The 23,406-nt window shown below is 72.9% G+C and carries 27 protein-coding genes; 22 read left to right on the forward strand and 5 right to left on the reverse strand.

The window, feature by feature from the left end; all coding sequences use genetic code 11:
• Positions 1-45: 45 nt before the first annotated feature.
• Positions 46-696, forward strand: a complete 651-nt coding sequence (locus PV682_RS07445) for a DUF2567 domain-containing protein (protein ID WP_319725296.1) — start codon at positions 46-48, stop codon at positions 694-696.
• 414 nt (positions 697-1,110) lie between these two features.
• Here the strand turns inward: PV682_RS07445 and ybaK are convergent, their stop codons facing one another.
• From ybaK to PV682_RS07465, 4 genes are all read right to left on the reverse strand, one after another.
• Complete coding sequence (gene ybaK / locus PV682_RS07450; protein WP_319725298.1) at positions 1,111-1,608, reverse strand: Cys-tRNA(Pro) deacylase; 498 nt, start codon at positions 1,606-1,608, stop codon at positions 1,111-1,113.
• An 8-nt stretch (positions 1,609-1,616) separates the two neighbouring features.
• Positions 1,617-2,354 (reverse strand): LON peptidase substrate-binding domain-containing protein, encoded by a 738-nt coding sequence (locus tag PV682_RS07455; RefSeq protein WP_319725300.1) that lies wholly within the window; start codon positions 2,352-2,354, stop codon positions 1,617-1,619.
• An 11-nt stretch (positions 2,355-2,365) separates the two neighbouring features.
• Positions 2,366-3,397 (reverse strand): hypothetical protein, encoded by a 1,032-nt coding sequence (locus PV682_RS07460; protein WP_319725302.1) that lies wholly within the window; start codon positions 3,395-3,397, stop codon positions 2,366-2,368.
• 183 nt (positions 3,398-3,580) lie between these two features.
• Positions 3,581-5,179, reverse strand: a complete 1,599-nt coding sequence (locus PV682_RS07465; RefSeq protein WP_319725306.1) for an oxidoreductase — start codon at positions 5,177-5,179, stop codon at positions 3,581-3,583.
• A gap of 179 nt (positions 5,180-5,358) precedes the next feature.
• On the opposite strand from PV682_RS07465, the gene hisD reads away from it, so the two are divergent.
• From hisD to PV682_RS44280, 10 genes are all read left to right on the forward strand, one after another.
• Positions 5,359-6,684, forward strand: a complete 1,326-nt coding sequence (hisD, locus tag PV682_RS07470) for a histidinol dehydrogenase (RefSeq protein WP_319725310.1) — start codon at positions 5,359-5,361, stop codon at positions 6,682-6,684.
• Complete coding sequence (locus PV682_RS07475) at positions 6,681-7,787, forward strand: histidinol-phosphate transaminase (RefSeq protein WP_319725312.1); 1,107 nt, start codon at positions 6,681-6,683, stop codon at positions 7,785-7,787. The genes hisD and PV682_RS07475 overlap by 4 nt, the downstream gene beginning before the upstream one ends.
• Positions 7,784-8,377, forward strand: coding sequence for an imidazoleglycerol-phosphate dehydratase HisB (gene hisB, locus PV682_RS07480; protein WP_319725316.1), 594 nt, complete (start codon positions 7,784-7,786; stop codon positions 8,375-8,377). Before PV682_RS07475 ends, hisB begins: the two co-directional genes overlap by 4 nt.
• Positions 8,374-8,538 (forward strand): hypothetical protein, encoded by a 165-nt coding sequence (locus PV682_RS07485; RefSeq protein ID WP_319725319.1) that lies wholly within the window; start codon positions 8,374-8,376, stop codon positions 8,536-8,538. The genes hisB and PV682_RS07485 overlap by 4 nt, the downstream gene beginning before the upstream one ends.
• A complete protein-coding gene (hisH, locus tag PV682_RS07490; RefSeq protein WP_319725322.1) occupies positions 8,529-9,179 on the forward strand; it encodes an imidazole glycerol phosphate synthase subunit HisH in 651 nt (216 codons plus the stop codon). The genes PV682_RS07485 and hisH overlap by 10 nt, the downstream gene beginning before the upstream one ends.
• On the forward strand, positions 9,176-9,901 hold the full coding sequence (gene priA / locus PV682_RS07495; RefSeq protein WP_319725324.1) for a bifunctional 1-(5-phosphoribosyl)-5-((5-phosphoribosylamino)methylideneamino)imidazole-4-carboxamide isomerase/phosphoribosylanthranilate isomerase PriA: 726 nt from the start codon (positions 9,176-9,178) through the stop codon (positions 9,899-9,901). Before hisH ends, priA begins: the two co-directional genes overlap by 4 nt.
• Positions 9,898-10,293: a RidA family protein gene (locus PV682_RS07500; RefSeq protein WP_319725326.1), complete on the forward strand. Its 396-nt coding sequence runs from the start codon at positions 9,898-9,900 to the stop codon at positions 10,291-10,293. The genes priA and PV682_RS07500 overlap by 4 nt, the downstream gene beginning before the upstream one ends.
• Positions 10,290-11,045 carry an imidazole glycerol phosphate synthase subunit HisF gene (hisF, locus tag PV682_RS07505; RefSeq protein ID WP_112476256.1) on the forward strand — a complete coding sequence of 252 codons (756 nt, stop codon included), beginning with the start codon at positions 10,290-10,292 and terminating at the stop codon, positions 11,043-11,045. Before PV682_RS07500 ends, hisF begins: the two co-directional genes overlap by 4 nt.
• A 124-nt stretch (positions 11,046-11,169) precedes the next feature.
• Positions 11,170-11,760, forward strand: a complete 591-nt coding sequence (locus tag PV682_RS07510) for a helix-turn-helix domain-containing protein (protein ID WP_319725329.1) — start codon at positions 11,170-11,172, stop codon at positions 11,758-11,760.
• Positions 11,757-13,583, forward strand: a complete 1,827-nt coding sequence (locus PV682_RS44280; RefSeq protein ID WP_407705617.1) for an MFS transporter — start codon at positions 11,757-11,759, stop codon at positions 13,581-13,583. The genes PV682_RS07510 and PV682_RS44280 overlap by 4 nt, the downstream gene beginning before the upstream one ends.
• 145 nt (positions 13,584-13,728) lie before the next feature.
• Here the strand turns inward: PV682_RS44280 and PV682_RS07525 are convergent, their stop codons facing one another.
• Positions 13,729-14,364, reverse strand: a complete 636-nt coding sequence (locus PV682_RS07525) for a TIGR03085 family metal-binding protein (protein ID WP_319725332.1) — start codon at positions 14,362-14,364, stop codon at positions 13,729-13,731.
• Between the two features lie 83 nt (positions 14,365-14,447).
• Between PV682_RS07525 and hisI the strand changes: the two genes are divergently transcribed.
• The 11 genes from hisI (at position 14,448) to lgt (ending at position 23,375) form a co-directional block, all read left to right on the forward strand.
• Positions 14,448-14,828 (forward strand): phosphoribosyl-AMP cyclohydrolase, encoded by a 381-nt coding sequence (gene hisI / locus PV682_RS07530; RefSeq protein WP_109363068.1) that lies wholly within the window; start codon positions 14,448-14,450, stop codon positions 14,826-14,828.
• A gap of 11 nt (positions 14,829-14,839) precedes the next feature.
• Positions 14,840-16,333, forward strand: a complete 1,494-nt coding sequence (locus PV682_RS07535; RefSeq protein ID WP_109363042.1) for an anthranilate synthase component I — start codon at positions 14,840-14,842, stop codon at positions 16,331-16,333.
• A gap of 199 nt (positions 16,334-16,532) precedes the next feature.
• Positions 16,533-17,180 carry a TIGR02234 family membrane protein gene (locus PV682_RS07540; RefSeq protein ID WP_319725337.1) on the forward strand — a complete coding sequence of 216 codons (648 nt, stop codon included), beginning with the start codon at positions 16,533-16,535 and terminating at the stop codon, positions 17,178-17,180.
• Between the two features lie 150 nt (positions 17,181-17,330).
• Complete coding sequence (locus tag PV682_RS07545) at positions 17,331-17,582, forward strand: HGxxPAAW family protein (protein ID WP_055718338.1); 252 nt, start codon at positions 17,331-17,333, stop codon at positions 17,580-17,582.
• Between the two features lie 119 nt (positions 17,583-17,701).
• Positions 17,702-18,142 (forward strand): DUF2752 domain-containing protein, encoded by a 441-nt coding sequence (locus tag PV682_RS07550; protein ID WP_319725341.1) that lies wholly within the window; start codon positions 17,702-17,704, stop codon positions 18,140-18,142.
• A gap of 116 nt (positions 18,143-18,258) precedes the next feature.
• Positions 18,259-19,068: an indole-3-glycerol phosphate synthase TrpC gene (trpC, locus tag PV682_RS07555; protein WP_319725343.1), complete on the forward strand. Its 810-nt coding sequence runs from the start codon at positions 18,259-18,261 to the stop codon at positions 19,066-19,068.
• 21 nt (positions 19,069-19,089) lie between these two features.
• Positions 19,090-19,287, forward strand: a complete 198-nt coding sequence (trpM, locus tag PV682_RS07560; protein ID WP_319725345.1) for a tryptophan biosynthesis modulator TrpM — start codon at positions 19,090-19,092, stop codon at positions 19,285-19,287.
• A gap of 60 nt (positions 19,288-19,347) precedes the next feature.
• Positions 19,348-20,589 (forward strand): tryptophan synthase subunit beta, encoded by a 1,242-nt coding sequence (gene trpB, locus PV682_RS07565; RefSeq protein ID WP_319725347.1) that lies wholly within the window; start codon positions 19,348-19,350, stop codon positions 20,587-20,589.
• Positions 20,586-21,404 (forward strand): tryptophan synthase subunit alpha, encoded by an 819-nt coding sequence (gene trpA / locus PV682_RS07570; RefSeq protein ID WP_319725350.1) that lies wholly within the window; start codon positions 20,586-20,588, stop codon positions 21,402-21,404. Before trpB ends, trpA begins: the two co-directional genes overlap by 4 nt.
• Positions 21,405-21,531: 127 nt before the next feature.
• Positions 21,532-22,305: a DsbA family protein gene (locus tag PV682_RS07575; protein ID WP_319725352.1), complete on the forward strand. Its 774-nt coding sequence runs from the start codon at positions 21,532-21,534 to the stop codon at positions 22,303-22,305.
• A gap of 116 nt (positions 22,306-22,421) precedes the next feature.
• A complete protein-coding gene (gene lgt, locus PV682_RS07580; protein WP_319725354.1) occupies positions 22,422-23,375 on the forward strand; it encodes a prolipoprotein diacylglyceryl transferase in 954 nt (317 codons plus the stop codon).
• The last annotated feature ends 31 nt before the right edge of the window (positions 23,376-23,406 follow it).

Below are 23,406 nucleotides of genomic sequence, written 5' to 3' on the forward strand. Positions count from 1 at the left end.
GCCTCCGGTGGGGCGGGCCACAGGCGGGCCTGGCACGATGGCAGGGTGACCGCTCCGCTGACTCCGCCTACGCCGCCGCACGAACCGTCCCCGCGCGGGGACTGGCCTCCGCCGCCTCCGGAGGGGTACGGGGAGGTGGTGGGCGTGAAGGACCGGGCCGAGCTGTTGGGTGATCTCCGGGACGGGGCGCTGGTCGCCGTGGCGGTGACCGTGCTCGGCGTCGTGCTGGGGCTGCTGTGGCTGTGGCTCGCGCCCCGCGTGCCGCTCGTGGGCGACCAGTCCGACGGGAGCTGGGTCGTCTACCTCAAGGACTCCGAGGGCGAACAGGCCATCGGCGTCGACGGAACGTTCACGCTGCTCGCGCTGGCCTGCGGGGCGCTCAGCGCGGTCGGCGTCTTCCTGTGGCGCCGGCGGGGCGGCATCCCGCTCGTCGTCGGGCTCGCCCTCGGGGGTGTGCTGGCCTCGGTCGTCGCGTGGAAGCTGGGCACCTGGCTCGGGCCGACCTCCGACGTCATCGCCCACGCGAAGAGCGCGGGCAAGGGGGTGACGTTCTCGGCGCCGCTGAAGCTGGGGGCGAAGGGGGCGCTGATGGTGTGGTCCATCGGGGGGCTGCTGGTGCATCTGGGGTTGACGGCGTTGTTCGGGCCTCGGGATCCGGAACTGTACGAGCACCCGTATTTGACGCCGCCGGTGTAGGAGGGCGTCGGCATCCGCGCGGGGCGCTCGCGCGGGGCGGGGGCGCGGTGGGGCCGCGGCGCGGTGGGGCGGGGTGCGTGGAGGCGAGGCGCGCGGCGGGGGCGGGCCGGGCGGAGGTGGGGTGCGTGGCGGAGGCACGGCTGCCCGAGCTGGAGTCCGGGCGTTGTCGGTGCGTGCCCGTTCGCCCTCGCCGTACGGCCGCCCCCGGTCCCGGCGTCGCGGCGCATCCGGTGCGGGCGTCCCGGCGGGCGCCTCCGGTGCGGGCGTGGGCAGCCCGGCCCCGCCCGCACCGCGAGCCCTACGCCGGTCGCCTCCCGTGGTTCGCGCGCCGTTTCTTGATCCGCCACTTGCGCTTGCGTGTGCGTTTCGACATGCCCTCTCTGCTTAACGGAGAGAGGGCGGCGCGTCGAGAGGTCACGTACGTCCGATGGGGGCCAGGACCGCTTGCGTGAGGGTGGCGAGGTCGCCGGGGGAGAGCTCGACCTCCAGGCCGCGGCGGCCGGCGGAGACGCAGATGGTGGGGTGGGCGTCGGCCGAGGCGTCGAGGACGGTCGGGAGCCGCTTGCGCTGGCCCAGGGGGGAGATGCCGCCCCGGACGTACCCCGTGGTGCGTTCGGCGAGGGCCGGGTCGGCCATGGCCGCCTTCTTGCCGCCCACGGCCGTCGCCAGGGCCTTCAGGTCGAGGGTGCCGGCCACCGGGACCACCGCGACCGTCAGCGCCCCGTCGACGTCCGCCACCAGCGTCTTGAACACCCGCTCCGGCGACACCCCCATCGCCTCGGCGGCCTCCTCGCCGTACGAGGGGTGCGCGGGGTCGTGGTCGTAGGAGTGGACCGTGTACGCCACCCCCGCCGCCGTCAGCGCGACGGTCGCCGGGGTGCCGCCGGCCTGTTTCTTCGGCTTCTTCGCCACCGGGGTCCTCAGTTCAGGCTGGTCGGGCCGCGCGTCAGGTCGGACGCGGGCAGGGAGGGCAGGCCGCGCAGGATCGCCGACTCGACGCGCAGGAGCTTCAGCTCGTCCCGCAGCCGGGACGCGAAGTCCGGTGCCTGGAGGAGCCGTTGCTTGGTCGGCGTGTCGAGCATCATCGTCGCGGCGACGAGGTACGACACGACGCCGGGCTCGTCGGGGAGGTCGCCGGAGAGGACGGACAGCTCGCGCGCGCCGGCGAGCCGCTTCTGGTACTGGCGGAAGGCCCGCAGGACGGCTTCCGCGAGCCCCTGCGCCTCCTCGCCGCGCTCCTCCGGCAGCTCCTCCAGCTCGGCGGTGAGGTACGGCCCCGAGGCGTCGACGGACAGCAGCCGCACCCGGGTCGTACCGGTCGCCAGCACCTCGAACGTGCCGTCGCCCCGCTCCCGGACGGTCGCCGCGTCGGCGACGCAGCCCACGGAGTGGAACGCCTTGAGCGGGTCGGGGCCGAACCCGGCGAGCGGTCCGCGCCGCGGCAGCGCGGTCGGGTCGGGCATGCCCTGGGCCGCGGGCGCGACCTCGTGGCCGTCGCGGATGGCGACGACGGCGAACCGGCGCGGCTCGTCCTCCGGCGTCTTGAGCAGCGAGCGCATCATCGCGCGATAGCGCTCCTCGAAGACGTTCAGCGGCAGCACGAGCCCGGGGAACAGCACCGAGTTCAGGGGGAAGAGCGGGAGCCGGACGGTGGTCACGGTGCGGAAGCCTAATGCTCCGCGCCGGTCGGATGTCCGTCGTGACCGTTCCACGGGCGGTCCTGACGGCCGTGGAGGATGTCCTCGCGGGCCGCGAGGAAGAGCCCGAGGGGGTCCTCGGAGAAGCGGTTCCAGGGGAACGAGGTCACGTACGGGCCCAGCAGCCGCAGCTGGACGAGCGCGTCCTCGCGCCGCCCGAGGCGGTCCAGGACGTAGACGAGGCCGTTGCGGACCTCGGCCGCGCGCGCGTCGCCCGCGCCGAGCCGGGCGGACAGGACGATCGCCCGGTCGGCCGCCGCGTCGAGCCGCTCGCGCGCCACGAGGGGCCCGCAGCCGTCCGTCAGGTACGAGAACGCGACGAGCGCCGGCAGGGACTGCACGAGGGAGTCGGCGGGGGCGTCCTGCGCGGCGCGGTCGGCGAAGTCGAAGCACTCGCGGTGCGAGCCGTGCCAGGAGGCGCCCAGGTAGCGCAGCGCGGCCACATGGCACCCGAAGTGGTGGGGCGAGCGGCGCACGGCCGCCTCCCACAGCTCGCCGAAGTACTTGTGTCCGGCGTGCGCCCCGCGCGCGTGGTCGAGGGCGATGCGCCAGGGCACCGGGTCGCGGTCCCAGGCCTGCGCCGCCGCCGTGATCAGCGGGCTCACCTCGCGCAGCAGTTCAGCGCGCGCCGGGGAGCGCCAGGCGCGGCCCACCGCGAGCTGCGCGGCGACCAGCAGGACGTCCGGGTCGCGCGGCGCGCCCGCCCGCCACACCTCGAACCACTCGGGCCGCGCCATCGCGAACGCCGCGAGGCGTTTGACGTACCGGTCGCGGGCCTCCCAGTCGCGCCGCACGCGGGTGCGCGCGAGGAGTCCGGCCGCCGGTCTGTGCTCGCCGCGCCCGGCCGCGACGAGCGCGGGGCCGAGGAGGTCGTCGGGGACGTCGAGCAGCATCTCGTCGTCGGCCGGCAGTCCGGTGACGGCGAGGGGCGGCGCGGCCTTCGGGGCTTTCGGCGCGCGGGCCGGGCGGATGAACGGGGGCAGCAGAGCCATGGTGCCGACCATTGAAAAACGCTGGTCGGCGACGCGCCAGAGGTAAAGCGCAACCCATGGAAAGTTGTACGCCCCAAGGTCAAGGGAAGGTAAAAGGTTACCGTTCAGTCGCCACGGTACGGGCACAGCGTGCGGTTTCCGTGGCCTTGGGGCCGCCTGGAGTGCGGGTTCCGTGGGGGTTGCGGCGCGCATGTTTCAGTCCCTCCGCAGCAGCCGGGTCGCGCCCGCCGCCACCGTCGTCGCCAGGATCCAGCCCAGCAGGATCATCACGGCCGCCGTCCACTGCCAGGCCCCCTCCAGCCGCCACTGCCCGGCCTGGCCGAGGTCGATCACCGGCAGCAGGAGGTCCAGGGCGAACAGGACCGGGTCCCAGGTGGGGCTGCTCCCGCCCGTGGGGTGGTGCGGGGCGTGGCCGAAGGCGACCGACCCCGCCGCCCACAGCACCCCCATCCACACCGCCGCCCGGCCCGGCCGGTACCCGTAGGCGACCGTCCAGTCCTGCGCGTACCCCCAGAGCTTCGCGCCCGGCGGGAGGGTCTCGCGGCGTCTGCGCTGCTTGGCGAGCAGGACCTCCCGCGCGTCCTCGTCCTCCCCGCCCGCCCGCAGGACCGCCGCGAGGCGCTCGTACGGCTCCGGCGCGTACTCCGCGGTCGCCGCCGCGACCCACTCCAGGCGCGCGGCCAGCGGGAACGGGCCGACCGGGATCAGGTTGTCGTACGTGAACCCGGCCATGTGCAGGCGGCCGGGGCCCGGCCAGGCCGTCGCGCGGTCGATCAGGTTGACGACCCGCGTGCCCGACAGGACGACCGTGCCGTGCTCCGGGTGCTGGCCGAGGAAGCGCAGCTCCGACGCGTGGACCCGGCGCAGGGACAGCTCCTGGTCGTCCGTGAGGGTGAAGCGCGCGGACTGGAGGTCCACCGCGTCCCCGAACCGGCCGTCGTCCAGCCTCAGGCCGCCCCGGCACTCGAAGCGCTGGACGCGGACGCCCCGCGCGGGTGTCACCCCGGGCGCCTGCCGGCCGCCCGCCGCCGCGGGCGTCAGGTACAGCGAGCGCTCGACGGTGAGCTGCGGGGCGTTGAGCGCGAACCGGCCCTGCGGGTCGGCGAGGCGGGCTCCGCGCAGGCTCAGCGACACGCCGACCTTCGCGCCGCGCAGGCTCAGCTCGCCGTAGGACTCCAGCAGGTCCGCCTGGATGTCCTGGCCGACCGTCATCCCGTCGGCGGTGACGGAGCGCCCGCTGCGGTCCTGGTGCACCACTGCCTGGCTGAGCAGCAGGTCCGTGCCTATGTGCGCGTCGGTCAGGCGGATGCCCTCGGGGAAGCGGCTGCGCGGGAGGTGCAGGTCCCCTTCCGTGTGCACCCGGGCCGCCTCCAGGCGGGGCACCGCGCAGTCCACGAGGCGCAGCGTCGTGAACCGGGCCTCCGGGAGCAGCACCTCCCGGTCGAACCGGCAGCCGCGCAGTTCCACGTAGGGCAGGACCCGGCCGCCCGACACGTCCAGCGTGCCGCTGACGCGGACGCCGACCAGCTTCAGCGACGACACCCGGCCCGTCAGCGCCGGCGGGCCGTCCAGCAGGAGCCAGGCCACCACCCTGGCCCGCACCGTCCGCCCCTCGCCCCAGGGGTGGCCGCCGTGCGGGTCGTCCACCTCCGGGTTGCCGCAGCTCAGGTCGTACACCCCGCCGTCGCGGAACGCCTGCCACAGGCCCGCCTCGACCGCCGTCAGGTCTCCCGGGAGGTCCCTGACATGCGCTCCGGCCCCCTCGATCGCCACTGCCCCTCCTTCCTCGTACATCTGTTCTCCTCGCACCTGTTCTGCCCGCTCCGTGAGGCTTTGAACACTGAACGTGACATCGATCTTCGAAAGTTCCCAACCTGTCCGAATTCATTGCCACGTTGTGTGACGGGGTGGTTCTGTATCAGCCATTGATACGCGCGGACGGCCCCGGAACCAGGTCTGCGAGAATTGGTTCCGTGATCTCGCGAATCGATCTGCGCGGCGACGCCCTCCCCGAAGGGCCCGCCCTGCGCGACCTGCTGCCCCGAGCCGACTTCGACGTCGCGGCTGCCCTGGAGAAGGTGCGGCCCATCTGCGAGGCCGTGCATCATCGGGGCGACGCGGCACTGATCGACTTCGCCGAGAAGTTCGACGGCGTACGGCTCACGTCCGTACGCGTCCCCGCCGAGGCGCTCACCGAGGCGCTGGCCGGCCTCGACACGGCCGTCCGCGCGGCCCTGGAGGAGTCGATCCGGCGGGTCCGCTTCGTGCACCGCGCACAGCGCCGCGGCACCCACACGACCCAGGTCGTGCCCGGCGGCACCGTGACCGAGAAGTGGGTGCCCGTCGACCGGGTCGGGCTCTACGCGCCCGGCGGGCGGTCCGTCTACCCCTCCTCCGTGATCATGAACGTGGTGCCCGCGCAGGAGGCCGGCGTCGGCTCGATCGCCCTCGCCTCGCCCGCGCAGGCCGAGTTCGACGGCCTGCCGCACCCGACGATCCTCGCCGCGTGCGCGCTGCTCGGCGTCGACGAGGTGTACGCGGCCGGCGGCGCCACGGCCGTCGCGATGTTCGCGTACGGCACCGAGTCCTGCCCGCCCGCGAACATGGTCACCGGACCCGGCAACATCTGGGTCGCCGCCGCCAAGCGCTACTTCACCGGCCGGATCGGCATCGACGCCGAGGCCGGGCCGACCGAGATCGCGATCCTCGCGGACGCCACCGCCGACCCGGTGCACGTCGCCGCCGACCTGATCAGCCAGGCCGAGCACGACCCGCTCGCCGCGGCCGTCCTGGTCACCGACTCCGCCGAACTCGCCGACGCCGTCGAGAAGGAACTGATCCCGCAGGTCGCCGCCAGCAAGCACATCGACGACCGCATCGCCCCCGCGCTCGCGGGCCGGCAGTCCGCGATCGTCCTCGTCGACGGCGTCGAGGAGGGCCTGCGCGTCGTCGACGCGTACGGCGCCGAGCACCTGGAGATCCAGACCGCCGACGCCGCCGCCGTCGCCGACCGGGTGCGCAACGCGGGCGCGATCTTCGTCGGCCCCTGGGCGCCCGTCTCCCTGGGCGACTACGCGGCCGGCTCCAACCACGTCCTGCCCACCGGAGGCTGCGCCTGCCACTCCTCCGGCCTGTCCGTGCAGTCGTTCCTGCGCGGTATCCACATCGTCGACTACACGCGCGAGGCGCTCGCCGACGTCGCCCACCACGTGGTCACGCTCGCGGAGGCCGAGGACCTCCCGGCGCACGGCGCGGCGATCAAGGCGAGGTTCGGCTGGAAGGTCCCGGAGAGCAAGTGACAGGCATCGACGATCTCCCCGTACGGGACGAGCTGCGCGGCAAGTCCCCCTACGGAGCGCCCCAACTGGACGTCCCCGTACGGCTGAACACGAACGAGAACCCCTACCCGCTCCCCGCGGAACTGGTCGAGCGGATCGCCGAGCGCGTGCGCGAGGCCGCCCGCGACCTCAACCGCTACCCCGACCGGGACGCCGTCGAACTGCGCACGCAGCTCGCGAAGTACCTCACGGACACCACCGGGTACGAGGTCGCGCTCGCCAACGTGTGGGCCGCCAACGGCTCCAACGAAATCATCCAGCAGCTGCTCCAGACCTTCGGCGGGCCCGGCCGCAGCGCGATCGGCTTCGAGCCGTCGTACTCGATGCACGGCCTCATCGCGCGCGGGACGGGCACCGAGTGGCTCACGGGCCCGCGCGCGGACGACTTCACGATCGACGTCGACGACGCCACGCGCGCGATCACCGAGCACCGCCCCGACGTCGTCTTCGTGACGACCCCCAACAACCCCACCGGCAACGCCGTCCCGGCCGGGACCGTCCTCGCCCTGTACGAGGCCGCGCAGGCCGCGAAGCCGTCCATGGTCGTCGTCGACGAGGCGTACATCGAGTTCAGCCACGGCGACTCGCTGCTGCCCCTCCTGGCGGGCCGCCCCAACCTGGTGATCTCGCGGACGATGTCCAAGGCGTTCGGCGCGGCGGGCCTGCGCCTCGGCTACCTCGCCGCGCACCCGGCGGTCGTCGACGCCGTCCAGCTCGTCCGGCTTCCCTACCACCTCTCCGCGGTCACCCAGGCGACCGCGCTGGCCGCCCTGGAGCACACCGGGACGCTGCTGAAGTACGTCGAGCAGCTCAAGTCGGAGCGCGACCGGCTGGTCGGCGAGCTGCGGGCCATCGGCTACGAGGTGACCGAGTCCGACGCCAACTTCGTGCAGTTCGGCCGGTTCGGCGACCCGCACGCGGCGTGGCGATTCATCCTCGACCGCGGCGTCCTGATCAGGGACAACGGGGTACCCGGCTTCCTCAGGGTGTCCGCCGGGACCCCCACCGAGAACGACGCGTTCCTCGACGCGGTCCGTGAACTCAAGAAGGAGCAGCCCGCATGAACCGCGTCGGCCGCATAGAGCGCACCACCAAGGAGACGTCCGTCCTGGTCGAGATCGACCTCGACGGGACGGGCAGAACCGAGATCTCCACGGGCGTCGGCTTCTACGACCACATGCTCGACCAGCTCGGCCGGCACGGTCTGTTCGACCTGACCGTGAAGACCGAGGGCGACCTGCACATCGACTCGCACCACACCATCGAGGACACCGCGCTCGCGCTGGGCGCCGCCTTCAAGCAGGCCCTCGGCGACAAGGTCGGCATCTACCGCTTCGGCAACTGCACGGTGCCCCTGGACGAGTCCCTCGCGCAGGTGACCGTCGACCTGTCCGGCCGCCCCTACCTCGTGCACACCGAGCCCGAGAAGATGGCGCCGATGATCGGCGAGTACGACACGACGATGACCCGGCACATCCTGGAGTCCTTCGTCGCGCAGGCACAGATCGCCCTGCACGTGCACGTGCCGTACGGGCGCAACGCGCACCACATCGTCGAGTGCCAGTTCAAGGCCCTCGCGCGCGCGCTGCGCTACGCCAGCGAGCGCGACCCGCGCGCGGCGGGCATCCTTCCTTCCACGAAGGGCGCGCTGTGACCGGCCTGTCGACCGTTCTGATCGTTCTCGGCCTGTTCCTGCTCGGCGGTGTCTACTCCTTCGCCAAGCAGAAGATGCCGACGAGCCTGATCGTGCTGCTCTCGATCAGCGCCGCGCTGTGCCTGGTCGCCGGTGTCCTGAGGCTGGAGGTGTGGAATTGAGCGGCTCACCGAAGAAGGTCGTCGTCTTCGACTACGGCTTCGGCAACGTCCGGTCCGCCGAACGCGCCCTCGCGCGCGTGGGCGCCGACGTGGAGATAACGCGCGACTACGACAAGGCGATGAACGCCGACGGCCTCCTGGTGCCCGGTGTGGGCGCCTTCGCCGCCTGCATGAAGGGCCTCACGGCCGCGCGCGGTGACTGGATCGTCGGCCGGCGGCTGTCCGGCGGGCGCCCGGTGATGGGCATCTGCGTCGGCATGCAGATCCTCTTCGCGCGCGGCATCGAGCACGGCGTCGAGACCGAGGGCCTCGACGAGTGGCCGGGCACGGTCGAGCCCCTCAAGGCCGACGTCGTCCCGCACATGGGCTGGAACACCGTGAGCGCCCCTGAGAGCTCCGAACTCTTCGCCGGGGTCGAACCGGACGCACGCTTCTACTTCGTGCACTCCTACGGCGTCCAGGACTGGTCCCTGGAGGTCCGCAACCCGGCCATCAGGGCCCCCAAGGTCGCCTGGACGACCCACGGCACCCCGTTCGTCGCCGCCGTCGAGAACGGCGCCCTGTGGGCGACGCAGTTCCACCCCGAGAAGTCCGGCGACGCCGGAGCCCAGCTCCTCACCAACTGGATCGGAACACTGTGACCAAGCTCGAACTCCTTCCCGCCGTCGACGTCCGCGACGGCCAGGCCGTCCGCCTCGTGCACGGCGAGTCCGGGACCGAGACGTCCTACGGCTCCCCCCTGGAGGCCGCGCTCGCCTGGCAGCGCGCGGGCGCGGAGTGGCTGCACCTCGTCGACCTGGACGCCGCGTTCGGCACCGGCGACAACCGGAAGCTCATCGCCGAGGTCGCCGGCGCGATGGACATCAAGGTCGAGCTGTCCGGCGGCATCCGGGACGACGACACGCTGGCCGCCGCCCTCGCGACGGGCTGCACGCGCGTGAACCTCGGTACGGCCGCCCTGGAGACGCCCGAGTGGGTCGCCAAGGTCATCGCCGAGCACGGCGACCGGATCGCGGTCGGCCTCGACGTCCGCGGCACGACCCTGCGCGGGCGCGGGTGGACGCGCGACGGCGGGGACCTGTACGAGACGCTGGAGCGGCTCAACGCCGAGGGCTGCGCGCGGTACGTCGTCACCGACATCGCCAAGGACGGCACCCTCCAGGGCCCCAACCTGGAGCTGCTGCGGGGCGTCTGCGCCGCGACGGACCGTCCCGTCGTCGCCTCCGGCGGCGTGTCGTCCCTCGACGACCTGCGCGCGATCGCGGAACTCGTCCCCCTCGGCGTCGAGGGCTCCATCGTCGGCAAGGCCCTGTACGCGAAGGCGTTCACCCTCGAAGAGGCGCTGGCGGCGGTGTCGTCATGACGTCCGTACGGCGGGTGCAGAGCGGCAGCCCCTGGGAGGAGCCCTTCGGCTTCGCGCGCGCGGTCCGGGCGGGCGACCGGGTCGTCGTCGGCGGCACGACGTCCTTCAAGGGCGGCGTCCTGTACGGCGAGGGCGACCCGTACGAGCAGGCCAGGACGGCGTTCGGGACGGCGCTCGCGGCCATCGCCGAGTTCGGCCTCGGGCCGGAAGCGGTCATCCGTACGCGCCTGTACCTCACGCACGCGCGGGACGTCGACGAGGTGGGACGCGCCCACAAGGAGATCTTCGACGCGGTGCGCCCGGTCAGCACGATCGTCGTCGTCACCGGGTTCGTCGACCCGCGCATCCTCGTCGAGGTCGAGCTGGAAGCGTTCTCGGGAGCCTCGTCATGACCCTCGCCGTACGCGTCATCCCCTGCCTCGACGTCGACAACGGGCGCGTCGTCAAGGGCGTCAACTTCCAGAACCTGCGCGACGCGGGCGACCCCGTCGAGATGGCCAAGGTGTACGACGCGGAGGGCGCCGACGAGCTGACGTTCCTCGACATTACCGCGTCCTCCGGGAACCGGGAGACGACCTACGACGTGGTGCGGCGCACCGCCGAGCAGGTGTTCATCCCGCTGACCGTCGGCGGTGGCGTGCGCGCGCCGGAGGACGTCGACAAGCTCCTGCGCGCGGGCGCGGACAAGGTGGGCGTCAACACGGCCGCCATCGCCCGCCCCGAGCTGATCCGCGAGATCGCCGAGCGGTTCGGGAGCCAGGTGCTCGTGCTGTCCGTGGACGCGCGGCGCACCGCGTCCGGGTCCTTCGAGGTCACCACGCACGGCGGGCGCCGGGGGACCGGCATCGACGCCGTCGAATGGGCCCACCGGGCCGCCGAACTCGGCGCCGGGGAGATCCTGCTCAACTCGATGGACGCGGACGGGACGAAGGACGGCTACGACATCGAGATGATCGAGGCCGTCCGCAAGCACGTGTCCGTGCCGCTGATCGCCTCCGGGGGCGCCGGGAAGCTGGGTGACTTCGCGCCGGCCGTGGGCGCGGGCGCGGACGCCGTGCTGGCCGCGTCGGTGTTCCACTTCGGGGACCTGCGGATCGGGGAAGTGAAGCAGGCGCTGCGGGAGGCCGGGCACCCGGTGCGGTGAGGTTCCAGCGCGTTGCTGTAAGCCCCGTTCGCCTGGCGAGCGGGGCTTACTTGTGCCGTGACGCGAAAGAGAAGTTGCGCAAAATATGTTGCGCAACTTTTCTTTCGTATCTAGCGTGGTTCGCATGGCAAGCCAGGAGAGGGACCGGCGGATCACCGACGTGGGCACGCTCAAGGCGCTCGCGCACCCGCTGCGGTCCGCGCTGTACCGGGGGCTGACCGTCGCGCGCGTGGCGACCGCCTCGCAACTCGCCGCGCAGGTCGACGAGGCCGTGTCCCTCGTCAGCTACCACCTGCGCAAACTCGCCGAGCACGGGCTCATCGAGGAGGCCGAGCCGCAGAGCGCGGACGGACGCGAGCGGTGGTGGCAGCGGACCTCCGACGGGCTGCGCGTCCACGACGCGGACTTCCGCGACGCGCCCGAGGCCGCCGCCGCGCACACCGCCGCGAACCGGCTCTTCTTCGAACAGCGCGCCGATTTGTACCGGCGCTTCCTCGACGAGCGCGCGCACTGGAGCGCCGAGTGGAACGCCGCCGCCGAGTCCTCCGAGTCCAACCTGCGGCTCACCGCGGCGGAGCTGTCCGAGCTGAACCGTGAGGTGCTGGCCCTGCTCCAGCGCTACGACGAGCGGGGGCGGGCCGCCGAGGCCGCCGGTGACACCGACGGGCGGGAGAACGTGCAGATCCAGACCTACGCGTTCCCGTTCCGGCTGTGAGCGGCTCCGTGCGCGCGCGGGGCGCTCACCGGGATCCGAACGTCCTGCGCTGGCTCGCCGGGTTCACCCTCTCCGGGGTCGGCGACAACGTGTACTACGTCGCCCTCTCCTGGACCGCCGTCCAGTCCGGGACACCCGTCCAGGCGGGGCTCGTGACCGTCGCGGGAGCGCTGCCCCGCGCCGTCCTCATGCTGGGCGGGGGCGTGCTGGCCGACCGGTACGGGGCTCGGCGGGTCGTTCTGGGCAGTACGGGGGTGCGGTGCGCGCTCGTCCTGTCCGCGGCCGTACTGCTGCTCCTCGCGCGCCCCGGGCTCTGGGTCCTCGGCGCCGTCGCCGTCCTCTTCGGGACCGTCGACGCCGCGTTCCTGCCCGCCGCCGGGGCCCTGCCGGCCCTCATAGCCCCGCCGGGGGAGTTCGGGAGGGTGCAGGGCCTCCGGGGCCTCTCCACCCGCCTCGCGAACGTCCTGGGCGGACCGCTGGGCGGGCTGGGCGTCGCGGTGGGGGGTACCGCGGGGGCGTTCGGGGCGGCGGCGTTGCTGATCGGCGTGTCGTGGCCGGTGCTGGGGGCGGTCCGGGTGCGGGCGGGGGCGGAGGCGGAGGGCCCCGCCCCGCGCGGGCGGGCGGGTTCGGGGGACGCGGTCCCCGTGCGGGGTGGGGCGGCTGGGGGGAGCGACGCGCCCGCGCCGGGGACGGCCCCGGCTCGCGGCGCATCCGCGCAAGGCCGGACGGCTTCCGGGGGTGTGGTTCCCGTGCGGGGTGCGGGCGGGGGTTCGGGGCGAGCCGAAGGGGAGGTGACTTCGGCCGGGGAGGGCTTCTCGCGGGGGAGTGCGCCGGGGGAAGGGCGTTTTGTGCGGGGGCGGGTGCGGCGGGAGGGAGCCGCCGACGAGGTCCCCGCGCGCGGGGGGTTGGCCGCGTCTGTGCCGTCCACGCCTGTTGCTCCGCAGGGCGGCCGATGCGACGGGTGTCAGGAGGTGTCGTCCGAGCCCAGGCGTTGTGCCCCTGCGCCGCTCGCGCCCGCGCGTGAGGCGGTGCGGCCTGGCGGGGTACGTGGGTGGCGTGCCTGGTGGTGGGGGGAGGCGGGAGCTGGAGGGGTAGGTGGTCGCGCGCGGGTGCGTGGTGAGGTGGTGCGGCTCGGCGGGGTGCGTGGGTGGTGTGCCCGGTGGCGGGGGGAGGCGCGAGCCGAGAGGGCCGGTGTGTGGGGTGGCCGGTGGCGTGGCGTGGTGGGGGAGTTGGTGGACGGCTTGCGGTACGTGCGGCGGGATCGGGTGCTGTCCGCGCTCGTGCTGTCCATCACGCTCAGCGATCTGGGGTTCGTGGGGCCGATGAATCTCGGGTTGACCTTGCTCGCCGGGGAGCGGGGGTGGGGGGCCTCCGGGCTGGGGCTCGTGCTCGCCGGGTTCGGGGTGGGGGCCGGTGCGGCGTCGTTGCTGCTCGCCTGGCGGGGGCGTGTTCCGCGCGCGGGGCTGGTGCTCGCGGTCGCCACTGTGGGCGGTGCCCTCGCCATCGCCGCCCTCGCGCGCGTGCCGTCCGTCGCCGGGGCGGTCGCCGTCGCCCTGGGCGTCGGACTGCTCGCCGGGCTCGGCGGCGCGCTCGCCGGAACGCTGGTCCAGGCGCGCGCGGGCGCGTCGTACATCGGGCGCGTCACCGCCGTATCGACCCTCATCGGGTACGGCGTCGCCCCGCTGACCTTTCCCGTCGTCGGCTGGGCCGTCTCCCTGTGGGGCACCGGGCCGGTCTTCACGGCGTGCGCGACGCTGAACGGGCTCAGCGCGGTGGTGGTGCTGGGCGTACGGGGGCTGCGGCGGGCGGAGCTGCCGGGGTGAGGGACGGGGCGTCTCTGCGCCGAGGCTGCTCGCTCTGGCGTTCGTTCCACGCGGGCCGCGGCTCGACCGCGGTCGAGCCGCGGCCCGCGCGCGGTGCAGCCCGGCCACGGTTGCCTCGTCCCGCGCGCGGGACGGTGTGTTCCCCTCAGATGCCCAGCTGCTTGCCCGACTGGAGTCTCTCGATCGCTTCCTTGTCGCCCTCCAGGTCGACCTGGGCCGTGGACTGGCGGCCGAAGACGAACATCAGGAGTTCGGAGGGTTCGCCGGTGGCGGTGACGACCGGGGTGCCGCGGTGGGCGACCGCGGTGCGGCCGTCGGGGCGGCGCAGGACCAGGCCGGTGGGGGAGGAGCGGGCCATGAGGCGGGCGGTGCGTTCCAGGCGGGACCAGAGGGCGTCCTGGAAGACGGGGTCCAGGGGGCGGGGGGTCCAGTTGGGCTGGGCTCGGCGGACGTCTTCCGTGTGGATGTAGAACTCCACCGTGTTGGCCGCCTCGTCCAGTTGCTTCAGGGCGAAGGGGGAGAAGCGCGGAGGGCCGGTGCGGATCAGGGCGATCAGGTCCTCGTACGGCTTCGCCGTGTACTCGTCCATCACCTTGTCCAGGCGGGACGCCAGTTGCTTGATCAGGGTTCCGCCCGCCGCGTCGGGACGGCGCTCGCGCACCACCACGTGCGCGGCGAGATCCCGGGTCCGCCAGCCCTCGCAGAGCGTCGGGGCGTCCGGACCGCAGGTCTCCAAGAGGTCGGCGAGGAGGAGCCGTTCACGCTTGGCGAAGGTCGACATGCCGCCAGCCTACGACCGCCGCGGACGTCCGCACAGTGGACACCGGACCGTCACTGTCAGTGGCAGGCGGCACAATGGCAGACATGACCAGCACGACCGGCGACCCCCGGCCCAGCAGCCTCGATCCCGAGATCGCGGCCCGCCTCAAGCGCAGCCCCGACGGCCTCGTACCCGCGATCGCCCAGCAGCACGACACCGGCGAGGTGCTGATGCTGGGCTGGATGGACGACGAGGCGCTGCACAGGACGCTGACGACCGGCAGGTGCACGTACTGGTCGCGCAGCCGCGCCGAGTACTGGGTCAAGGGCGACACGTCCGGGCACGTCCAGTGGGTGAAGTCGGTCGCCCTGGACTGCGACGCGGACACGCTGCTCGTGAAGGTCGACCAGGTCGGCGCCGCCTGCCACACGGGCGCGCGCACCTGCTTCGACAAGGATGTGCTCCCCATCGCCTCGGGTCAGTAGGGTCGGCCGCCATGGACCTCGACACGTTCCGCAAGCTCGCCGTCGACCGGCGCGTCATCCCGGTCACCCGCAAGCTCCTCGCCGACGGCGACACGCCGGTCGCGCTCTACCGCAAGCTCGCCGCCGAGCGCCCCGGCACGTTCCTGCTGGAGTCCGCGGAGAACGGCCGGACGGCGTATCAGTGGTCTCGCTACTCCTTCGTGGGCGTCCGCAGCGCCGCCACCCTCACCGCGCGCGACGGCCAGGCGCACTGGCTGGGCACCCCGCCCGTGGGCGTCCCCGTCGACGGCGACCCCCTCGCGGCCCTGAGGGCGACCATCGAGACGCTCCACACGCCCCACGCGGAGGACCTCCCGCCGTTCACCGGCGGCATGGTCGGCTATCTCGGCTACGACATCGTCCGCCGCCTGGAGAAGATCGGCCCCGGCGAGCGCGACGACCTCCGGCTCCCCGAGCTGACCATGCTCCTCACCAGCGACCTCGCGGTGATGGACCACTGGGAGGGCTCGGTCCTGCTGATCGCCAACGCGATCAACCACAACGACCTCGACACGGGCGTCGACGAGGCGTACGCGGACGCGGTCGCGCGGCTCGACGCGATGGAGGCGGACCTCTCGCGCCCGGTCGCCCAGCCGCCCGCCGTCCTGCCGCCCTCCGAACTGCCCGAGTACACCGCCCTGTGGGGCGGGCCCGACTTCATGGCCGCCGTCGAGGACATCAAGGAGCGCATCCGCGCGGGCGAGGCGTTCCAGGTCGTGCCCTCGCAGCGGTTCGAGACGCCGTGCACGGCCAGCGCGCTCGACGTGTACCGGGTGCTGCGGGCGACCAACCCGTCGCCGTACATGTACCTCTTCCGGTTCGACGGGTTCGACGTCGTCGGCTCGTCCCCCGAGGCCCTCGTCAAGGTCGAGGACGGGCGCGCGATGGTGCACCCCATCGCCGGGACCCGGCACCGGGGGGCGACCCCGCAGGAGGACCAGGCCCTCGCGGACGAGCTGCTCGCCGACCCCAAGGAGCGCGCCGAGCACCTGATGCTCGTCGACCTCGGGCGCAACGACCTGGGGCGAGTGTGCGAGCCGGGGTCCGTGGAGGTCGTCGACTTCATGTCCGTCGAGCGGTACTCCCACGTGATGCACATCGTGTCGACCGTCACCGGGCGTGTCGCGCCCGGCCGTACCGCCTTCGACGTCCTCACGGCCTGCTTCCCCGCCGGCACCCTCTCCGGCGCGCCGAAGCCCCGCGCGATGCAGATCATCGACGAACTCGAACCGTCCCGGCGCGGCCTGTACGGCGGCTGCGTCGGCTACCTCGACTTCGCGGGCGACTCCGACACGGCGATCGCCATCCGCACGGCGCTGCTGCGCGACGGCACCGCGTACGTCCAGGCGGGCGCGGGCATCGTCGCCGACTCCGACCCGGTCGCCGAGGACCAGGAGTGCCGCAACAAGGCGGCGGCGGTGCTGCGGGCGGTCCACACGGCCAACCGGCTCGGCGGGAGCGCCTGACGCGGGCGGGACGAAGGCGGGCGCGGCAGGCTTTTCGCCGGGCGGCGGGCGCGCGCGGATGCTCGTCCAAGAGGCGGCAAGCACGCGCGCGGGTGCTCGTCCAAGAGGCGGCGAGCACCGGCCCGTCGGCTCCCTCCGGCCGAGCACCGCGCGCCGGAAATGAACCCCGGGTGACGGAACGCCCGGGGTTCAGGCGATAGTGGGGTACGTGACTGCTGTGCCTCAACCCCGCCCCGGAGCCGGAGCCGCCCGCTCCGGACGTCGTAGCCTCGCCCTCGCCCTGCTCAGCGGGGCGCTGGGGGCGGCTGTCGCGTTGCTGGCCACCCGGCAGCGCTGGTCGGAGGGGACCGCGTCGGTCGCGGGCGGCGCCTTCCGGCTCACCGCGAAGGGCAGCGACGTCACGGGCGTGCCCGCGGCGCTCGCGATAGTGGGCCTCGCCGCGCTCGTCGCCGTCTTCGCCGTCCGCCGGGCGGGCCGCCTCGCCGTGTCCGCCGTTCTCGCGCTCTCCGGCGCCGGAATCCTGTTCGCCGCGCTCTCCGGCGCGGACGACAGCTCCGCGCTCGACGAGCAGGCCGCGAAGGCCTCCGGCGACACGTCCGCGACGGTCGCCGCGCTCTCCCACACGGCCTGGCCGTACGTCGCCGCCGCGGGTGGCGCCCTGCTCCTGCTCGCCGGGCTCCTCGCCCTGCGCTACGGCCGGCTGTGGCCCGGCATGTCGGGCCGGTACGAGCGTGACGGCACGCCGCGGCCCCGCCGTACCGCCAAGCCGGCCGACCCGGACCGGCCCGAGGACATGTGGAAGGCGCTGGACCGGGGCGAGGACCCCACGGGGGCGGATCCGGCGTAGCGTTCGCCGGGCCCGTACGCACGCCTGGTCCCGTTGTGGTGAATCGGGCGTCGGCGCGGGACACCCCGGCGTCCCGCGCGCGGGTGCGTGCGGGACAATGTGGGTGAGCGTCCGGGTTGGGCGTCACATGGACAGCATGAGGAGCAAGTCATGGCGGGCAGCAGCCACGGTCACACTTTGGCCGCTTGGACCGGTGTCACGATCTGTTTCATCGGGTTCTGCGTCGCGGGCGCGTTCATGGTGATGGCGGAGCCGCTGGGTTTCTGGGCCGGCATGGTGATCTCGGTCCTCGGCGGTGTCGTCGGCCTGATCATGAAGGGCATGGGCCTCGGCCAGCCGAAGGGCTTCCGCGACCTCCCCGAGCACATCACCTACGGCACCCCGGCCAAGGCCGAGAGCTGACCCGACTCCCCCCGAGTCACGAGACTTCCGAGGGCGGCCCGGACACCGAGAGGGTGTAACGGAGCCGCCCTCGCGCGTGCGCGGGTGCTTTCGCCGCCCCCGCGGGCACAATGCGAGACATGACGACGACCGACAGCACCGAGAGCCCGGTGAAACCTTCCTCCGGCGTGTTCGCGCGTTTTGCCGTCCCCGCAGGGATCATGGCGGCCGTCGTGGGGGCGTTCGGATACGTCGCGACCGTCGACCCCAACGAACCCGGGCACTACCCCGTCTGCCCGCTGTTCCAGCTCACCGGCGTGTACTGCCCCGGCTGCGGCGGGCTGCGCAGCGCGCACGCCTTCGCGCACGGGGACCTCCTGGGCGCGCTCCAGGACAACGCCGCCGCCGTGCTCGCCTATCTGGGGTTCGCCGTCGTGTGGACTGTCTGGGTGGTCCGCGCGGCGCGGGGGCGCCCCGCGCGCGTGGTGCTCGGAAACGCGCATCTGTGGGCGATCGGCGCGTTCCTGCTGGTCTTCACCGTTGTCCGGAACCTGCCGGTCGGTGGCTGGCTACGGCCTTGATCGACGGGGAAATGTCCAGGTAGTGGGACCGGTGTCGGCCTGATGCGGGGCTCGTGCGGTACGGCGGATACCATCGCTGTCAAGGAAAAGTCACCACCCGGAAGGGGGCCACTCGCGTGAGTGTGCTCGACGAGATCATCGACGGAGTCCGTGCCGACCTCGCGGAGCGGCAGGCGCGCGTCAGCCTCGACGAGCTGAAGGAGCGCGTGGCCAAGGCTCCGGCGGCCAAGGACGGCGTCGCCGCCCTCAAGGGCGACGGCGTCAAGGTGATCTGCGAGGTCAAGCGCTCCAGCCCCTCCAAGGGCGCGCTGGCCGCGATCGCCGACCCGGCGGGCCTCGCCGCCGACTACGAGGCGGGCGGCGCCGCCGCGATCTCCGTCCTCACCGAACAGCGCCGCTTCGGCGGCTCGCTGGCCGACCTCGACGCCGTACGCGCGCGCGTGGACATCCCCGTCCTGCGCAAGGACTTCATCGTCACGTCGTACCAGCTGTGGGAGGCGCGCGCGCACGGCGCGGACATCGCGCTGCTGATCGTCGCCGCCCTCGACCAGCCCGCCCTGGAGTCCCTGGTCGAGCGCGCCGAGTCGATCGGCCTGACCGCGCTCGTCGAGGTCCACGGGGAGGACGAGGTCGAGCGCGCGGTCGCCGCGGGCGCGAAGGTCATCGGCGTCAACGCGCGCAACCTCAAGACCCTTGAGGTGGACCGCTCCACGTTCGAGCGCGTCGCCCCCGAGATCCCCGACGGCATCGTCAAGATCGCCGAGTCCGGCGTCCGGGGCCCGCACGACCTGATCGCCTACGCCAACGCGGGCGCCGACGCCGTACTCGTCGGCGAGTCCCTCGTCACCGGCAAGGACCCGAAGACGGCGGTCGCGGACCTGGTCGCGGCGGGGGAGCACCCGGCGATCCGCAACAGCCGCGGCTGATCACCCGTTAGGCTGACGACGATGACTCCCACTCCGGCCTCCCAGGAACGGCACGCACGCCTCGCGCGCGGCTGCCGCCCCCGGGGCTGCCGCGCGCCCGCGCGCAAGGTGCACGGCCGGAGGGTGCGGTACGTCATCGGGGACGAACCCGGTCAGGTGAACGGCATGCGATGGCAGCGCCGCCCCAATCTCAGGGGCGCGGGGGCCTGCGTGTCGTAAGTCCCCGTACCCCACGGCGAATTGATGCTTCTCCCATCCGACTCACCGTGAGGTTTTCGCATGTCCAGCGAGTTCTTCATTCCCGACCCCGAGGGTCAGGTCCCCAGCGCCGAGGGCTACTTCGGCGACTTCGGCGGCAAGTTCATCCCGGAGGCTCTCGTCGCCGCCGTGGACGAGGTCGCCGTCGAATACGACAAGGCCAAGCACGACCCGGAGTTCGCCCGCGAACTCGACGATCTGCTGGTCAACTACACCGGCCGCCCCAGCTCCCTCACCGAGGTGCCCCGCTTCGCGCGGCACGCGGGCGGCGCGCGGATGTTCCTCAAGCGCGAGGACCTCAACCACACCGGCTCCCACAAGATCAACAACGTCCTGGGTCAGGCCCTGCTCACCAAGCGCATGGGCAAGACCAGGGTCATCGCGGAGACCGGCGCGGGCCAGCACGGCGTCGCGACGGCCACCGCGTGCGCGCTGTTCGGCCTCGACTGCACGATCTACATGGGCGAGATCGACACCCAGCGCCAGGCGCTGAACGTCGCGCGCATGCGCATGCTCGGCGCCGAGGTCATCGCCGTGAAGTCCGGCAGCCGCACGCTGAAGGACGCGATCAACGAGGCGTTCCGCGACTGGGTCGCCAACGTCGACCGCACGCACTACCTGTTCGGCACGGTCGCGGGCCCGCACCCGTTCCCGGCGATGGTCCGCGACTTCCACCGCGTGATCGGCGTCGAGGCCCGCCGTCAGATCCTGGAGCGCGCGGGCCGCCTCCCGGACGCGGCGATCGCCTGCGTCGGCGGCGGCTCCAACGCCATCGGCCTGTTCCACGCGTTCATCCCCGACACGGACGTACGCCTCATCGGCTGTGAACCGGCGGGGCACGGCGTTGAGACGGGTGAGCACGCGGCGACCCTGACGGCCGGTGAGCCCGGCATCCTGCACGGCTCCCGGTCGTACGTCCTCCAGGACGACGAGGGACAGATCACCGAGCCGTACTCGATCTCGGCGGGGCTCGACTACCCCGGCATCGGCCCGGAGCACGCGTACCTCAAGGACAGCGGGCGCGGCGAGTACCGCGCGGTCACCGACGACGCGGCGATGCAGGCCCTGCGCCTCCTGTCGCGCACCGAGGGGATCATCCCGGCGATCGAGTCCGCGCACGCCCTCGCGGGCGCGCTGGAGGTCGGCCGGGAGCTGGGCGAGGACGGCCTGATCGTCGTCAACCTGTCCGGGCGCGGCGACAAGGACATGGACACGGCGGCCCGTTACTTCGGCCTGTACGACACCGAGGGGGACTCGAAGTGAGCGGCAACATCCAGCTGTTGAGCGACACCCTCGCCGCCGCGAAGGCCGAGAACCGGTCCGCGCTGATCGCCTACCTCCCGGCCGGTTTCCCGACCGTGGACGGCGGCATCGAGGCGATCAAGGCCGTCTTCGACGGCGGCGCGGACGTCGTCGAGGTCGGGCTCCCGCACAGCGACCCGGTGCTCGACGGGCCGGTCATCCAGACCGCCGACGACATCGCCCTGCGCGGGGGCGTGCGGATCGCGGACGTCATGCGGACGGTCCGCGAGGCGCACGAGGCGACCGGCAAGCCGGTGCTGGTGATGACGTACTGGAACCCCATCGACCGCTACGGCGTCGAGCGGTTCACCGCCGAGCTGGCCGAGGCGGGCGGCGCGGGCTGCATCCTGCCCGACCTGCCCGTCCAGGAGGCCGGGCTGTGGCGGGAGCACGCGGCCAAGCACGGGCTCGCGACGGTCTTCGTCGTCGCGCCGAGCAGCAAGGACGCGCGCCTCGCGGAGATCACGGCGGCGGGCAGCGGGTTCGTGTACGCCGCTTCGCTGATGGGCGTGACCGGTACGCGCGAGTCGGTCGGCGCGCAGGCGCAGGACCTGGTCGAGCGGACCCGGGCGACCCGGGACGACCTGCCGGTCTGCGTCGGGCTCGGGGTGTCCAACGCCGCGCAGGCCGCCGAGGTGGCCGCCTTCGCGGACGGCGTGATCGTCGGGTCGGCGTTCGTGAAGCGGATGCTGGACGCGCCGGACGCGGCGGCCGGGGTCGAGGCCGTGCGGGAGCTGGCGGCGGACCTGGCGAAGGGTGTGCGCCGGTCGGCGTAGTGCCCGGAGCGTCCGGTAAGGCCGTGTCTGCGGCTTTTGTTCGGGCGTAACGGGTGAATCGGTCACTCGATCGAGTGGTCCTGGGACAGGGGAGGCGCAATGCGTCTCCCCTGTTCGTTTGCGGGGTGTGAGCGAGAAGAATCGAGTGGGAAAGCTGTCGGCGCGGGAGCGGCTGGCGGTCGAGCGTGAGAAGCAGAAGGCCGCGGAGAAGCGGCGCAAGGTGCTGATCGTCGGGGCGAGCGTCGTGGCCGTGCTGGGGGTCGCGGCGGGCATCGGGGTCGTCGCGGCGAACGCGGGCAAGGACGGCGGGGCCGCCGAGGGTCCGGTCGTCGCGCCGTCCGGGGCCAACGGCAAGGACGCGCTGGCCATCCCCGTCGGCAAGGAGAGCGCCAGGTCGACGCTGACCGTGTGGGAGGACTTCCGGTGCCCGGCCTGCAAGTCCTTCGAGACGGCGTACCGCTCGGTGATCCATGAGCTGACCGGCGCGGGGAAGCTCAAGGTCGAGTACCACCTGGCCACCCTCATCGACGGGAACCTGCGCGGCAGCGGCTCCCGCAAGGCGGCCAACGCGGCGGCCTGCGCGCAGGACGTCGGCAAGTTCCCCGCGTACCACGACGTGCTGTACGACAACCAGCCGCAGGAGACCGACGACGCGTACGCGAAGGAGGCGAAGCTCATCGAGCTGGCCGGGAAGGTCGACGGGCTCGACACGCCCGCCTTCCGGGCGTGCGTGGAGAAGGGGACGCACAACGCGTGGGTGAAGAAGTCCGCCGCCGCGTTCAGCAATGGCGGGTTCGGGGGGACGCCGACCGTGTTGTTCAACGGGAAGAACATCTACCAGGACCAGTCGATGACGCCGGCGAAGCTGAAGCAGATGGTGGAGGACGCGGACAAGGGGTGAGGCGCCCGCCGACAGGGGATCGACAGGCGTTCCCCCGTGTTTGACCCGCCCGTTATGCAGCCGTTGCCGGGCCGCCCGTCGTGGGTCCGGTCCGGCAGGGTAGCGTCGACCCTGCCATGGAACTTGCCTACATTCCCAGCCCGTCGCGCGGGGTCATCCACCTCGGACCCATTCCGCTGCGCGGCTACGCGTTCTGCATCATCGTCGGCGTCTTCGTCGCGGTCTGGCTCGGCAACAAGCGGTGGGTCGCTCGGGGCGGCCGGGCCGGGACCATCGCCGACATCGCCGTCTGGGCGGTGCCGTTCGGGCTCGTCGGGGGGCGGCTGTACCACGTCATCACCGACTACGAGCTGTACTTCAGCGAGGGCCGGGACTGGGTCGACGCCTTCAAGGTCTGGGAGGGCGGCCTCGGGATCTGGGGGGCCATCGCGCTCGGGGCGCTCGGGGCGTGGATCGGGTGCCGGCGGCGGGGGATCCCCATGCCGGCGTACGCGGACGCGGTGGCGCCGGGGATCGCGCTCGCGCAGGCGATCGGGCGCTGGGGCAACTGGTTCAACCAGGAGCTGTACGGCAAGGCCACCGACCTTCCCTGGGCCCTGCACATCACGTCCTCGGCGGACGGCCGTGTTCCCGGGTACTACCACCCGACGTTCCTGTACGAGTCCCTCTGGTGCGTCGGCGTCGCCTTCCTCGTCATCTGGGCGGACCGGCGGTTCACGCTCGGGCACGGGCGGGCGTTCGCCCTCTACGTCGCCGCGTACTGCGTCGGGCGGTTCTGGACCGAGTACCTCCGCGTCGACGACGCGCACCACGTCCTGGGGCTGCGTCTCAACAACTGGACCGCGCTGCTGGTCTTCCTGCTGGCGGTCGTGTACCTGGTGATCTCCGCGAAGAAGAGGCCCGGCCGGGAAGAGATCGTCGAGCCGGGGGCGCTGGAGGAGAAGGCGGAGGCCGCGGCTTCTGGTGAGGCGGAGTCCGAGAAGGCCGAGGACGACAAGGCTGACGAGGGCAAGGCCGACGAGGGCAAGAAGGCTGACGCCGAGAGCGGGTCGGCGAGCAAGAAGAGCTAGCCGGGTCCACGACGGTGAGGGCGCCCAGGGT

It is taken from the genome of Streptomyces niveiscabiei, from assembly GCF_033794345.1.
Lineage (GTDB): Bacteria > Actinomycetota > Actinomycetes > Streptomycetales > Streptomycetaceae > Streptomyces > Streptomyces niveiscabiei.

Excerpts from the sequence above, each read along its gene's own strand:
- PV682_RS07460 (WP_319725302.1), bottom strand. The coding sequence starts at position 3,397 with ATGGTCGGCACCATGGCTCTGCTGCCCCCGTTCATCCGCCCGGCCCGC.
- PV682_RS07465 (WP_319725306.1), bottom strand. The coding sequence starts at position 5,179 with ATGTACGAGGAAGGAGGGGCAGTGGCGATCGAGGGGGCCGGAGCGCAT.
- hisB (WP_319725316.1), top strand. The coding sequence starts at position 7,784 with ATGAACCGCGTCGGCCGCATAGAGCGCACCACCAAGGAGACGTCCGTC.
- PV682_RS07500 (WP_319725326.1), top strand. The coding sequence starts at position 9,898 with ATGACGTCCGTACGGCGGGTGCAGAGCGGCAGCCCCTGGGAGGAGCCC.
- hisF (WP_112476256.1), top strand. The coding sequence starts at position 10,290 with ATGACCCTCGCCGTACGCGTCATCCCCTGCCTCGACGTCGACAACGGG.
- PV682_RS07510 (WP_319725329.1), top strand. The coding sequence starts at position 11,170 with ATGGCAAGCCAGGAGAGGGACCGGCGGATCACCGACGTGGGCACGCTC.
- PV682_RS07525 (WP_319725332.1), bottom strand. The coding sequence starts at position 14,364 with ATGTCGACCTTCGCCAAGCGTGAACGGCTCCTCCTCGCCGACCTCTTG.
- hisI (WP_109363068.1), top strand. The coding sequence starts at position 14,448 with ATGACCAGCACGACCGGCGACCCCCGGCCCAGCAGCCTCGATCCCGAG.
- PV682_RS07535 (WP_109363042.1), top strand. The coding sequence starts at position 14,840 with ATGGACCTCGACACGTTCCGCAAGCTCGCCGTCGACCGGCGCGTCATC.
- PV682_RS07545 (WP_055718338.1), top strand. The coding sequence starts at position 17,331 with ATGGCGGGCAGCAGCCACGGTCACACTTTGGCCGCTTGGACCGGTGTC.
- PV682_RS07550 (WP_319725341.1), top strand. The coding sequence starts at position 17,702 with ATGACGACGACCGACAGCACCGAGAGCCCGGTGAAACCTTCCTCCGGC.
- trpM (WP_319725345.1), top strand. The coding sequence starts at position 19,090 with ATGACTCCCACTCCGGCCTCCCAGGAACGGCACGCACGCCTCGCGCGC.
- trpB (WP_319725347.1), top strand. The coding sequence starts at position 19,348 with ATGTCCAGCGAGTTCTTCATTCCCGACCCCGAGGGTCAGGTCCCCAGC.
- lgt (WP_319725354.1), top strand. The coding sequence starts at position 22,422 with ATGGAACTTGCCTACATTCCCAGCCCGTCGCGCGGGGTCATCCACCTC.